This is a genomic window from Tenacibaculum profundicola (assembly GCF_057220795.1).
This window is the reverse complement of sequence record NZ_CM170137.1, coordinates 569,550-582,695: the sequence shown is the minus strand read 5'-3', so window position 1 is coordinate 582,695 and position 13,146 is coordinate 569,550. Positions and strand designations below refer to the sequence as shown.

Genomic DNA, 13,146 nt, shown 5'->3' with positions numbered 1-13,146 from the left:
AGAAATATGATTGCACTAAAAGATGATGAAAGTGATGTTACTAGATTAAAACTTCAATAGGGTAAGAATCTATAGAGTATCTTTTTCCTGCTTCCGCGAGTTCAACATTTTCAAAAACAGCTTCCGCTTCTTTTTTAAATTCGGAGATATCACGGTATCTACTAGAGTAGTGGCCAATGATTAATTTACCAACATTAGCTTGATGGGCAATGGATGCCGCTTGCGCTGCGGTAGAATGTTTTGTTTTTTCACACAACTCTTCTCGATCTTTTAAAAAAGTAGCTTCATGATAAAGTAGATCTACATTTTTAATAATAGGAACAATATCTGGTTTATAGGATGTATCACTACAAAAAGCAAAGCTTTTAGGTTTATCGGGTTCGATGGTAAGTGCGCTATTGGGTATTGTTTCGCCTGAAGAAAGAACAAAGTCTCTACCAGCCTTTATGTGATGATAATCACAAATTTCTATCTCTTCGTATTGCTGAATGGTATCCATATGAAGTTTTCGTAACTTTAATTTCTCCACAAACAAAAAACCATTGGTATACACGCGATGATCTAACGGAATGGTATATACAGAAACTTTATCATCTTCAAATATTAATTCACTTTCATTAGAAGAAAGTTCATGAAAGATAATGTTGTACTTTGTCCAAGATTTTGAAAGCTTTAATTGTAAGGTTGTTACCTCTTTGATTCCTTTAGGGCCATAAATATGCAAGTCTTTTTCTCTATTTAAAATGCCAAGAGTTGATATTAAACCAATTAACCCAAAAAAATGATCGCCGTGTAAATGTGAAATGAAAATATGATTGATTTTTGTAAAACCGATTTTATATTTTCTCATTTGTCGCTGCGTACCTTCTCCACAATCAATTAGGAAGTGACTATTATTCATTTCCAAGTATTGTGAAGTAGGGTGTGCGTTCACACGCGGGGTTGCTGAATGGCACCCAAGGATAGTTAAATTAAAACTCATTATTTAATAATGAATCGTTTAGAGATCACTTCCTTATTTGTTTGGATAGCATAGATATACATTCCTGATTTTAAATCATTACGCTTAAAGTAAAAAGAATTTTTTCCTGTTTCAATATTTAGTTTTTCACTAAATACTGTTTTACCCAATATGTTTCTTACGGTTAACAGGATAGGCTGATTAATTTTAGAATGGAAATAAATGGTCGTAGTGTTGGTAAATGGATTTGGGGATGCAACTAAATTTTCAATACTTTTCTCTTGAGAGAGTACTGATAAAGAAGTGATTAAAAATATGCCTAATAGTATTTTTTTTATCATAATAATTCATTAAGGGGGTTATGAATAGTTATATGGTTAAAAACCTAAATCGCGTTGAATGTCTTCCATTTCAATTACATCTTCTGCTTCGTCTAAAGTAGGAACGATGTTAAAATCTTCAGGAAAATTATCAACGTTTATGTTGCTTAAGACTATTACAAAAGACATGCCATTTTGTAATTGAGCTTCAGCGTATTTCAAAAGTACTAAAATATTCTCTTCGGAAAAATTATTTTCTTGGTAAATTTGTAGTATTAGATGGTTTTTCTTTAAATTACCATAACTTTTATCAAAGTTTGCAATAAACTCATCAAAAGTTGTTTCTTCTATAGAAACTAAGGTATAGTTCTTTTTTTTAAGAATTTTCATGATTATCGTTTTACCTGTTGAGCCAACAAATAAATAACGGCCATTCTAACAGCGACACCATTTTCTACTTGATTCAAAATAATAGACTGATCGCTATCAGCCACATCACTTGTTAATTCAACACCTCTGTTAATCGGACCAGGGTGCATTATGACAATTTTCTTGTCAAGCTTGTCCAAAATTTCTTTATTGATACCGAAAAGTTGTGTATACTCTCTTGTAGAAGGGAAATATTTAATGTCCATTCTCTCGTGTTGTACACGCAAAACATTGGCTACATCACACCACTCAAGAGCCTTTTTTAAGTTCGTTTCGACCTCAACACCTAAGCTCGATATATATCGTGGAATTAACGTTGTAGGACCACATACTTTAACTTTCGCTCCTTGCAACTGCAATGCGAAGATATTAGACAATGCTACCCTTGAGTGTAAAACATCACCAACAATGACAATTTTTTTACCCTTTAAATCACTATTCAGCGCTTCACGCATCGAATAACTATCTAATAAAGCTTGTGTAGGGTGCTCATGAGTGCCATCACCAGCATTGATGATTTTGGCGTCTACATGTTTAGATAGAAAAATGCCAGCTCCAACACTTGAGTGCCTCATTACCACAATATCTACTTTCATAGATAAAATATTATTGACAGTATCAATAAGGGTTTCTCCTTTTTTTACAGATGATTGCCCAGCTGAAAAGTTAATTACATCAGCAGACAATCTTTTTTCAGCTAATTCAAACGATAATTTGGTACGTGTACTGTTTTCAAAAAATAAATTAGCTATTGTTATATCTCTTAAAGAGGGTACCTTTTTGATGGGTCTGTTTATAACTTCTTTAAAATGAGAGGCAGTTTCAAAAATAAGATCTAAATCATTTTTGTTAAGATATTTAATGCCTAATAAATGTTCAACACTTAACTGCTTCATTTTTAGTATACTTTTTTAATCATAACTTAATCAAGCTTATTGCTTGTTTTCAAGGTAAATTGCATCTTTCTTGTGAGTCTCTTCCCAATGAACAACTACTTTTTCTTCATTAATGGCATCAACTTGTCTTCCTCTATAATTAGGTTGTATTGGCAAATGGCGACTAAATCTACGGTCAATTAACACCAGTAATTCAATACTTTCGGGACGACCATATGATTGAATGGCTGTTAATGCTGATCTAACACTTCTACCCGAGTAGAGTACATCGTCAACAATAACAACTCGTTTGCCTTCTATTAGAAAGTCTATTTCTGTAGTTGTCGCTTCTAATGGTTCGTCTCTTCTTCGAAAATCGTCACGGTAAAAGGTAATATCCAGTAAACCTAATTGTAAATTAGTAATTTGATAATCATTCTCTAACAATTGTGCCAAGCGTTGTGCTAAAAAAATTCCTCTTGGTTGTAAACCAATTAAAACGGTATTGGAAAAATCGTTGTGATTTTCGATTAACTGACAAGCCAATCGATGCAGAATGATTTCTATTTCTTTTGAATTAAGTAGTGTTTTTCTGCTCATTGTTGCTACCAAGTTTGTTTGATAGTTTCAATATTCAAAAGTAAGGCAAAATATCACGTTGACAAAATTAAAGTTCAATAAACCTCTATGCATGAAATAATATCTATATTTGCGAACTTTAAAATTAATAAGTAGGTATGACTGAATTTATTAGAAAGAGAGTTGGAAATGTTAGAAATGATGTGTTATCGGGTATAACTGTAGCTTTGGCTTTAGTGCCTGAAGCAGTTGCCTTCGCTTTTGTAGCAGGCGTTGATCCGTTAGTAGGGCTGTATGCAGCTTTTATGATTGGATTAATAACCTCAATTTTTGGAGGTAGACCAGGTATGATATCAGGAGCAACTGGTGCGTTGGCTGTGGTAATGGTAAGTTTGGTAAGTGAAGGAAATGCAATGGGAGCTGAAGGAGAAAACCTCGGGTTGTATTATTTGTTTATGACGGTAATTCTTATGGGAGTTATACAAATGTTAGCTGGAGTTTTCAAGTTAGGTAAATTTGTTCGCCTGATTCCTCATCCGGTTATGATGGGGTTTGTAAATGGTTTAGCAATTGTTATTTTTTTAGCACAGCTTAAGATGTTTCCGAACATAGCTCCTGAAGGAATTTCTTTATGGAGTAATACAGGTGACTGGCTTGCAGCATTATTTTCTAATGGAGACTTTTGGTTTATGATTGTTTTGGTTGGTTTAACAATGCTTATGATGTGGGGTTTACCTAAAATTAAGGCAACTAAAAAGTTGCCAGAAGCATTGATTGCTATTTTAGTGGTTTCAGGAATTGTCATTTTTTCAGGAATAGATGTTCCTACTGTTGGTTCTTTTATAAAAGAAGGTGGAGGAGAAGGCTTAAAAGGTGGTTTACCTGTTCCTGTGTTGGAAACATTTTATAAAATACCGTTCAATTTAGAAACTTTAAAATTTATATTTCCTTATGCGTTAATTTTGGCGGCAATAGGTTTAATAGAGTCATTAATGACATTGAATTTAATTGATGATTTGACAGAAACCAGAGGGAACTCTAATAGAGAGTGTTTAGCTCAAGGAGGGGCTAATATAATTACCGGATTGTTTGGTGGTATGGGAGGCTGTGCTATGATCGGTCAATCTATTATCAATATCAAAGGAGGAGGTAGAGGTCGATTATCTGGAATAACGGCTGCTGTTTTCCTTTTAATGTTTATACTTTTTGCTTCTTCATTAATTGAGCAAGTTCCAATTGGAGCATTGGTGGGGGTTATGTTTATGGTAGTAGTTGGTACTTTTGCATGGTCGAGTTTTAGAATTGCAAATAAGATCCCTCTTACAGACTTGTTTGTCTTAATTTTAGTGTCATCGTTAACCGTAATATTTGATTTAGCGATTGCTGTAATTGCCGGAGTTATTGTTAGCGCATTAGTGTTTTCTTGGGAAAATGCTAAGAGAATTAGGGCTAGAAAACGTCTAAAAGAAGATGGTACTAAAATTTACGAAATATGGGGTCCATTGTTTTTTGGAAGTATTACAGCATTTAATGAGAAATTCGACATAAAAAATGATCCAGAAGTTGTAGAAATTGATTTTATTGAATCACGTGTATCAGATCATTCTGCAATTGAAGCTATATTTAACATAGTAGAAAAATACCAAGCAGCAGGTAAAAAAGTAATATTAAAACATTTGAGTGAAGATTGTAAAGTATTGCTTTATAAAGCGAGCCCAGTATTTTCTACAGTGATTGAAGAAGCCGTTGATGATCCAAGATATCATTTAGCAGCAAATCCAGAAAAATTTCAAAAACCGTTAGCAGAATATAAGTTATAAAAAAAATCCCGCAATCGCGGGATTTTTAGTATTATACTTTTTGCAATGGACTAATAATATTGACATCACTGAAAGCTATTGCACCTCTAATAACACCGTCTATCGTAGTTTTTAATGCTTCAATGAGTTGCATTTTTAATTGTGACTTATGATAAATTAAACTTACCTCACGGGCTGGTGGAGGCGTTTCAAATTCACGTAAGTGCTTTTTGTCTTCTTCGTTTAAATCAAGAGTATTCAAATAAGGAAGTAAGGTCATTCCTAAACCATCTTTAGATAGCTTTATAAGGGTATCAAAACTTCCACTTTCTAATTGAAAGCGTATATTTTTATTTCTTTTGTTCGTTCTGCACAAGTTAATAATACTGTCTTTAAAACAATGGCCATCTTCTAAAAGTAAAATGTCATCTACATCAAGTTCGTCAACTTTCAACCTTTTTTGACTAAAAAACCTATGTTCTTTAGGAATTAAACCAACAAAAGGTTCATAGTATAAAATACGCTCTCTTATAGCTTCATTTTCGAGCGGTGTTGCTGCAATGGCTGCGTCAATATGACCATCTAATAACTTCCGAATAATCTCATCTGTTGTGAGTTCTTCAATGATTAATTGAACTTTAGGATAATTGCGGCTGAATGTTTTTAAAAACATAGGTAAGAGGGTAGGCATAACGGTTGGTATAATACCTAATTTAAACTCACCACCTACATATCCTTTTTGCTGATGAACAATATCAACTATTCTATTACTTTCATCAACAATTACTTTGGCCTGTTCAACGATGCGTTTACCAACTTCTGTTAGCTCAATCGGTTTTTTAGATCTATTGAAAATTTTAGCATCTAGTTCTTCTTCGAGCTTTTGAATTTGCATACTTAATGTAGGCTGAGTTACAAAACAATGTTCAGCGGCCACAGTGAAATTTTTATATTCTGCAACTGCTAATGTATATTTTAGTTGAGTAATTGTCATTTCTATAATATTTTTTGATAAAGATATTAAAACAATCAATTATATTTATTGTTTTGTTCGGTAAATTTCTAATAGTTTTGTAGTAGAAAAAGTAACAATCATAAAATCAATATCATATGCAAACAACTAATTTGGGGTTAGACAAATTGAAAACAGAAATTTTAGTAAAAGAATTGAATGTTTTATTAGCAAACTTTCAAGTATACTATCAAAATGTTCGTGGATTACACTGGAATATTAGAGGGAAGAGTTTTTTTGAATTACATGCTAAATTTGAGGAGTTTTATACAGACGCACAAGAAAAGGTAGATTTGATTGCCGAACGGATATTAACGCTTCAAGGGACTCCTTTACACACATATAGCGACTATGAAGAAGTATCTCAAGTTCCAGTGGGAAAAGATATTTCAGGAGATATAGAAGCTGTAACACTAGTTGTTAGTTCATTATCAGAATTACTTAAAATTGAACGTACAATCCTAGATTTATCAGACGAAGCAAATGATGAAGGAACGAATTCAATGATGAGCGATTTCATTTCAGAACAAGAAAAAACACTCTGGATGATGAATGCTTGGCTAGGATAGGTAGTTTTATCCGTATAGAAACTAAAAAAAGGTAGCATTGAATCGCTACCTTTTTTTAGTTAGAACAAGAATTATATATAAATTTATAACTGTTAGTTTATGCACAACATAGAACAAACAAAATAATGTATGTATAACTAATGCTATTTAATCATGCGAGACGTACTTTAGGATATATTGAGTTTATTGTTTTTTATACAATGATTTATGTTGTTTATCGATAAAACCAAGTCTTTAGGGATATAAATTTATAGACAGAAAAGAAGAGTGTTATTTTCATGATTTATTCGTTAAAACTTAAATTAAAATATGAGACGTAGTATATGTTATTTTTTAATGCTTATTTCTTTGTTATCTAGTTGCTCAAAATTTTTAAAAAAGAAAGAAAATAAAGAGCATAGTAACCAACATAAGATGTTTGAAAAAATAACTGAAAGTCATAGCGCTATAGGTTTTAAAAATAAAGTAAAAGAGAATTTATATTTTAATTTTATTAATTATTCGTACATATATAATGGAGGAGGGGTTGCTGTAGGTGATATTGATAATGACGGGTATGAAGATATTTACTTTAGCTCCAATCAAGGAACTAATAAACTCTATCTAAATAAAGGTGATTTTAGTTTTGAAGATATAACTATAAGAGCTGGGGTTGAAGATACGGAAGGTTGGTCTACAGGGGTTTCGATGATCGATATTAACGCAGATGGATGGTTGGATATTTATGTATGTAAATCTGGTTCATTGTACAGAAATCAAACCAGAAAAAACAGATTATACATCAATCAAAAAAATGGAACATTTATTGAAAAATCGGAGCAATTCGGTTTAGCATCTGCAGCATATTCAACTCAGGCATATTATTTGGATTTTGACAAAGATGGCGATATTGATGTGTTTTTAGTTAACCATAGAGCTGATTTTAAGAATAATGTTACTATTAATCCTACAATTCAATCAACATACCAAACTGAAACAACGGACCAACTTTTTGAAAATGTAGACGGACGATTTAAAGAAGTTACTGCCAAGGCAGGTTTATTAAATAAAGCTTGGGGCCTTAGTGCATCTATAGGAGATTTTAATGAAGACGGATGGCCGGATATTTATGTAGCTAATGATTTTTTAGAGCCTGATTTTCTGTATATTAATAATCGTGATGGTACGTTTAGTAATAAGATTACCAGTACTTTTGATCATATAACGTCTAATAGCATGGGATCAGATTTTGCGGATGTAAATAATGATTTAAAGCCAGATCTTATTGTTGTAGACATGGTTTCAGCAGACCACAAAAGAAGTAAAGAGAATATGGCTTCTATGAGTACTGAAAACTTTAATCGTTTGGTTAAGGCAGGGTATCATCATCAGTATATGTCTAACATGTTGCAATTAAATCTTGGCAATGGGGTTTACAGTGAAATAGGACAGGTATCTAAAATTTCTAAAACAGATTGGAGCTGGGCCCCGTTGTTAGCCGATTTTGATAATGATGGGTATAAAGATCTTTTGGTAACCAATGGTATTTTGCACGACCTGTCTAATCAGGATTTTAGAAATCAAATGAAAAAAAATATCATGCAACGTAGAAAAGTGACGTTGGAAGAAGCTGTTAGCATGATGCCCTCTACAACCATTAAAAATGAGATATTTAAAAACGTAAATGGAGTTAGTTTTTCTAGGATTGCTGAAAAATGGGGGGTAGATCAAGAGATTAATTCAAACGGGGTGGCTTATGCTGATTTCGATAATGATGGTGATTTAGATCTTGTTATTAACAATCAAATGGAAAAGGCGGGACTTTATAAAAACAATCAAGAGAATAATTTTATTTCAATAAAACTAATTGGAAATAAAAATAATCCAGACGGTTTGGGGGCACGAGCTCACGTATATACAAAATCACACAAACAATCCGCAACCCAATATACCAGTAGAGGTTTTCAATCTTCTGTAAGTTCTCGGTTACACTTTGGTTTAGGAAATACGGATATTATTGATAGTATTGCCATATTCTGGCCATTGGGAAACATTTCTAAACTAACGAATGTACAAGTCAATCAAACCCTCTCCATTTTTAGTGATACAGTCCAGCAGAAGCAACAACAAAATAACGATAAAGAATCGAGGGAAACTTTGTTAGATGGCGAAATGTTCGGACTTACTTACAGAAATTTAGAGAAGCCTTTTGACGACTTTAAGCTACAATTATTATTGCCGCAAAAACAAAGTGAAAAAGGAGCAGCACTATCAGTATCTGACCTAAACAACGATGGAATGGATGATGTTTTTATAGGGAATGCTAAAGGGTCATCAGCGGCACTTTATATACAAAATCAAGATGGGACTTTTCGATTATCAAGCCAAGAATGTTTTGATAGAGATAAATATTATGAAGATAACCAATCTTTATTTTTTGATATTGACAATGATGGAGATAAAGATTTATACGTATCAAGCGGAAGTTATGAAGACAGCGAAGAGAGTCAATATTTAGAAGATAGAGTTTATATAAATGACGGGAAAGGTAATTTCTCAAGATCAAATTCCCAATATAAAACCAAATCAGTTACTACAGCTATTACTGCAAGCGATTTTGATAATGATGGCGATCTAGATCTTTTTGTTGGAGGAGGCGTTATTCCGGGAAAATATCCATTATCATACCCCTCTTTATTGTTGAGGAATGAGGCAGGGAATTTGGTAAATGCAACCAACGAAATATCACAAAATTTAGAGCAATTAAAGATGGTAAATGGAGCTGTGTTTTCCGATTTTGATAATGATGGAGACTCAGATCTAATCGTGGTAGGTGAATGGATGCCTATAACTATTTTTGAAAATGAAGAAGGTTATTTCACCAAAAGGAAAAATGAGTTATTGGAAGCTTCGGTAGGATGGTTCTTTACGATAAAACCAACAGATGTAAACAACGATGGTTATATGGATTACTTGGTGGGGAATATTGGTGCGAATAATAAGTTTAATCCTACAAAGAATAGCCCTCTTCATATATATGTTAATGATTTTGATGAAAATAAAAATTTGGACGTTGTACTGAGTAAAGAATCTAAAACAGGAATTTTATTACCCGTTCGTGGTAGAGAGTGTTCTTCTGAACAACTTCCTTTGCTCAAAGAAAAGTATTCTACATATGCTGGTTTTGCGAGTGCTTCTTTATCAGATATATACGGTAGTCAGAACTTGAAAGAGTCCACCCACTATAAAGCAACAAATTTTAAATCTGTAGTGCTTTTAAATAACCAAAAAGGAAGTTTTGAAATGGAATTTTTACCAATGCAATCGCAATTTGGCCCTACTACTGATTTTGAGATATTCGATTTCAACAATGATGGAAAGAACGACGTTTTTGGCGTTGGGTCTTTGTATGAGTCAGAAGTAGAAACCATTAGATATGATGCCAACAAAGGGTATATTCTCTACAATGAATTCAATGAAAAACCATCAGGTTTTGAAGCTAGTTTACTACATCATTTACATGGATTAGAAGTTAAAGCTATCGAGTTAATTAATATAAAGGATGAAAATTACTTACTAATTTTTAGTAAAAATAATAGTTTAAAACTCTTACCCATTTAAAGGGGTCTAATACGATTTACAAATATATATATCGCATATCTATTATTTCTTTTGTAGCTATTTTTGCGTTATAAAACTTGACCATAGCTTGGCTATGCTAAAGTTTTATGCCTTAAACTAACTTAAAATAATTCAATAGCTATATACGAAATATGTATCTGTAAATCGTATAATATAATAATATATCCAGGTTATGAAAATAGTATTTTAATACTTACTACGGCAATTAATATAGCAGTAGCTTTTTTTAATTGTATAGGGGAGAGTAGTTTATAGCTTAATTTGCTGCCAATTTGACCACCAATAAAAACAGTGATTAAAAGAACTATGGTTAAATCCCAATGAATTGAAAAGTTAGGGTTGGTATATTGACCTATTAAACCACTAATAGAATTAGCTAAGATAAAAAAGCTGGCAGTAGCCGCTATTTTTTTGGGCGTATCCCAGTTGGTTAAATGGAGTAGAGGAGCTAAAAAAATACCACCACCAATTCCAACCATGCCGGAAATAAAACCAATGATTCCTCCGTAGCTAGCATTTTTGGTTATGTTGGTATGTAAAGAAATATTTTCGCTAGAAACAATTTCCTTAGACATCCACATTGTTATTGCAGCAAATAACAAGGTAAACCCTAACAGAATAAAAAAGAAAGTTTCGTTAATACGCAAATAACCACCAAGAAAGGCTAAAGGAACACTAAAAGTTACTAACGGAAAGACTTTTTTCCAATGGTATTGTCGTTGTTTTATAAATAGCATAACATTACTAGTAACAACTACAATATTGCATAACAAGGCAGTAGCTCTTATTTCTGTAAAAGTTAAACTAGTTAAGGCTAATACTGCTAAATAGCTTGAGCCACCCCCAAAACCCACAGAAGAATATAAAATAGCAATACTTAAAAATAACAGTAGTATGTACCAATTTTCAATAATTATTTGTAGAGGAAAAATTAGTTCCATATAGAAATCAAATATAAAGATTAATCTAAAATCTTATGTTGTTAGTAGAAAAAATATAAATTATACTTAAAAAAATGGTAGATTAGTTTTTGAAAAATTTAAAAGATTTTATAGATGAGTAATTATCACATAAAACATTTAGAAGAATACTATCAGGTTTACAGAAAATCAATAAGAAACCCTGAAGTATTTTGGGAAGAGATTGCCGAAGAGCATTTTGTTTGGAGAAAGCGTTGGAATAAAGTGTTATCCTATGATTTTTCTAAGCCAGAAGTAAAATGGTTTGAAGGTGCAAAATTGAATATAACCGAGAATTGTATAGATAGACATTTAGGAACTAAAGGTAATAAAACCGCTATTTTATTTGAACCCAATGACCCAAATGAAGGGCCACAACATATAACGTACAATGAGTTGCATAAAAGAGTATGCAAGTTTGCCAACGTATTAAAAGAAAATGGGGTTCAAAAGGGAGATAGAGTTTGTATCTATCTTCCTATGATTCCTGAATTAGCTATTTCGCTGTTGGCCTGTGCTCGAATTGGAGCAGTGCACTCTGTTGTTTTTGCTGGGTTTTCAGCAACAGCTTTGGCAACAAGGATAAACGATTGCCAGGCGAAAATGGTGATAACCTCTGACGGATCGTATCGGGGAAAGAAATCAATTGATCTAAAAGGAATTGTAGATGAAGCGTTAGAAAATAGTGAATGTGTAGAAACGGTATTAGTTGCTAAACGAACACATTCAGAGGTTTATATGAAAGACGATAGAGATAAATGGTTAGCGCCTTTATTAGAAGCAGCTTCAGATGAATGCATTGCAGAAGAAATGGATGCAGAAGATCCACTATTTATTCTGTATACATCGGGTTCTACAGGAAACCCAAAAGGAATGTTACATACAACCGCCGGGTATATGGTTTATACAGCTTATACGTTTAAAAATGTGTTTAACTATAGAGAAAATGATATTTATTGGTGTACGGCAGATATCGGTTGGATAACAGGACATAGTTACATTGTTTATGGCCCATTGGCTAATGGTGCAACAACAGTAATGTTTGAAGGTGTGCCTAGCTATCCTGATTTTGGGCGTTTTTGGCAAATTGTGGAGAAACATAAAGTAAATCAGTTTTACACAGCGCCAACGGCGATTAGAGCGCTGGCTAAAGAGAATTTAGAGTACGTAGACTCGTATGATTTATCATCAATAAAGGTGTTAGGTACCGTCGGTGAGCCGATAAATGAAGAAGCATGGCACTGGTATAATGACAATATAGGGAAGAAAAAAAGCCCTATTGTTGATACCTGGTGGCAAACAGAGACTGGAGGAATGATGATTTCACCAATACCTTATGTAACGCCAACCAAACCGACATATGCTACCTTACCACTACCGGGCATACAACTAGCTTTGGTAGATGAACATGGAGAAGAAATTAACGGGAACCAGGTTGATGGTCGCTTATGTGTAAAATTTCCTTGGCCATCTATGGCACGAACAATTTGGGGAAACCATCAACGTTATAAAGAAACATATTTTTCAACGTTTAAGAATAAATATTTTACAGGTGATGGTGCTTTACGTGATGAAGTAGGGTATTATCGTATCACAGGTAGAGTAGACGATGTTATTATTGTTTCTGGGCATAATCTAGGAACAGCTCCTATTGAAGATGCTATTAATGAGCACCCAGCAGTAGCAGAAAGTGCTATAGTAGGATTTCCTCATGATATAAAAGGTAGTGCACTATACGGTTATGTTATTTTGAAAGAAATAGGAGAGGGAAGAGATCATAATAATTTACGCAGTGAAATTAATCAAATTATAACCGAGCATATAGGTCCTATAGCTAAACTGGATAAGATTCAATTTACGGTAGGACTTCCCAAAACCCGTTCAGGAAAAATAATGAGACGTATATTACGTAAAATAGCACATAACGAATTAGACAACCTAGGAGATGTTTCCACGTTGTTAAATCCGGAAGTGGTTCAGAGTATTATTGATAATAGAATAGTATATAAACTAAGCTAATTA

Annotated in this window: 11 protein-coding genes; 4 read left to right on the top strand and 7 right to left on the bottom strand. The window is 33.1% G+C overall.

Translation table 11 applies throughout. From position 1 onward, the window contains the following. Positions 1-40 precede the first annotated feature (40 nt). Genes AC2TDS_RS02460 through pyrR form a run of 5 tightly spaced genes read right to left on the bottom strand, consistent with a single transcriptional unit; the run spans position 41 to position 3,185 of the window. Positions 41-982, bottom strand: coding sequence for a ribonuclease Z (locus AC2TDS_RS02460; protein ID WP_484737551.1), 942 nt, complete (start codon positions 980-982; stop codon positions 41-43). Continuing rightward, positions 982-1,302 (bottom strand): T9SS type A sorting domain-containing protein, encoded by a 321-nt coding sequence (locus AC2TDS_RS02455; RefSeq protein WP_484737550.1) that lies wholly within the window; start codon positions 1,300-1,302, stop codon positions 982-984. Before AC2TDS_RS02455 ends, AC2TDS_RS02460 begins: the two co-directional genes overlap by 1 nt. Before the next feature lie 36 nt (positions 1,303-1,338). After that, a complete protein-coding gene (locus AC2TDS_RS02450; RefSeq protein ID WP_484737549.1) occupies positions 1,339-1,671 on the bottom strand; it encodes a ribonuclease Z in 333 nt (110 codons plus the stop codon). A gap of 2 nt (positions 1,672-1,673) precedes the next feature. Beyond that, entirely contained in the window at positions 1,674-2,606 is a 933-nt protein-coding gene (locus AC2TDS_RS02445) for an aspartate carbamoyltransferase catalytic subunit (protein WP_484737548.1), read from the bottom strand. A gap of 36 nt (positions 2,607-2,642) precedes the next feature. Further along, positions 2,643-3,185: a bifunctional pyr operon transcriptional regulator/uracil phosphoribosyltransferase PyrR gene (pyrR, locus tag AC2TDS_RS02440; RefSeq protein WP_484737547.1), complete on the bottom strand. Its 543-nt coding sequence runs from the start codon at positions 3,183-3,185 to the stop codon at positions 2,643-2,645. A 137-nt stretch (positions 3,186-3,322) separates the two neighbouring features. Between pyrR and AC2TDS_RS02435 the strand changes: the two genes are divergently transcribed. Next, entirely contained in the window at positions 3,323-4,984 is a 1,662-nt protein-coding gene (locus AC2TDS_RS02435) for a SulP family inorganic anion transporter (protein WP_484737546.1), read from the top strand. Positions 4,985-5,015: 31 nt separating this feature from the next. On the opposite strand, the gene AC2TDS_RS02430 is transcribed toward AC2TDS_RS02435, so the two are convergent. Beyond that, a complete protein-coding gene (locus tag AC2TDS_RS02430) occupies positions 5,016-5,957 on the bottom strand; it encodes a hydrogen peroxide-inducible genes activator (RefSeq protein WP_484737545.1) in 942 nt (313 codons plus the stop codon). A 116-nt stretch (positions 5,958-6,073) separates the two neighbouring features. Between AC2TDS_RS02430 and AC2TDS_RS02425 the strand changes: the two genes are divergently transcribed. Continuing rightward, positions 6,074-6,544, top strand: coding sequence for a Dps family protein (locus AC2TDS_RS02425; protein ID WP_484737544.1), 471 nt, complete (start codon positions 6,074-6,076; stop codon positions 6,542-6,544). A 414-nt stretch (positions 6,545-6,958) separates the two neighbouring features. Next, a complete protein-coding gene (locus AC2TDS_RS02420) occupies positions 6,959-10,144 on the top strand; it encodes a VCBS repeat-containing protein (RefSeq protein WP_484737543.1) in 3,186 nt (1,061 codons plus the stop codon). A 191-nt stretch (positions 10,145-10,335) separates the two neighbouring features. Here the strand turns inward: AC2TDS_RS02420 and AC2TDS_RS02415 are convergent, their stop codons facing one another. Continuing rightward, positions 10,336-11,106, bottom strand: a complete 771-nt coding sequence (locus tag AC2TDS_RS02415) for a sulfite exporter TauE/SafE family protein (RefSeq protein WP_484737542.1) — start codon at positions 11,104-11,106, stop codon at positions 10,336-10,338. 114 nt (positions 11,107-11,220) lie between these two features. Between AC2TDS_RS02415 and acs the strand changes: the two genes are divergently transcribed. Next, complete coding sequence (acs, locus tag AC2TDS_RS02410) at positions 11,221-13,143, top strand: acetate--CoA ligase (protein ID WP_484737541.1); 1,923 nt, start codon at positions 11,221-11,223, stop codon at positions 13,141-13,143. The last annotated feature ends 3 nt before the right edge of the window (positions 13,144-13,146 follow it).

Coding starts and splice junctions, on each gene's coding strand:
- AC2TDS_RS02445 (WP_484737548.1), bottom strand. CDS start 2,606: ATGAAGCAGTTAAGTGTTGAACATTTATTAGGCATTAAATATCTTAAC.
- AC2TDS_RS02420 (WP_484737543.1), top strand. CDS start 6,959: ATGTTTGAAAAAATAACTGAAAGTCATAGCGCTATAGGTTTTAAAAAT.
- AC2TDS_RS02435 (WP_484737546.1), top strand. CDS start 3,323: ATGACTGAATTTATTAGAAAGAGAGTTGGAAATGTTAGAAATGATGTG.
- AC2TDS_RS02455 (WP_484737550.1), bottom strand. CDS start 1,302: ATGATAAAAAAAATACTATTAGGCATATTTTTAATCACTTCTTTATCA.
- pyrR (WP_484737547.1), bottom strand. CDS start 3,185: ATGAGCAGAAAAACACTACTTAATTCAAAAGAAATAGAAATCATTCTG.
- AC2TDS_RS02460 (WP_484737551.1), bottom strand. CDS start 982: ATGAGTTTTAATTTAACTATCCTTGGGTGCCATTCAGCAACCCCGCGT.
- acs (WP_484737541.1), top strand. CDS start 11,221: ATGAGTAATTATCACATAAAACATTTAGAAGAATACTATCAGGTTTAC.
- AC2TDS_RS02415 (WP_484737542.1), bottom strand. CDS start 11,106: ATGGAACTAATTTTTCCTCTACAAATAATTATTGAAAATTGGTACATA.
- AC2TDS_RS02430 (WP_484737545.1), bottom strand. CDS start 5,957: ATGACAATTACTCAACTAAAATATACATTAGCAGTTGCAGAATATAAA.
- AC2TDS_RS02450 (WP_484737549.1), bottom strand. CDS start 1,671: ATGAAAATTCTTAAAAAAAAGAACTATACCTTAGTTTCTATAGAAGAA.
- AC2TDS_RS02425 (WP_484737544.1), top strand. CDS start 6,074: ATGCAAACAACTAATTTGGGGTTAGACAAATTGAAAACAGAAATTTTA.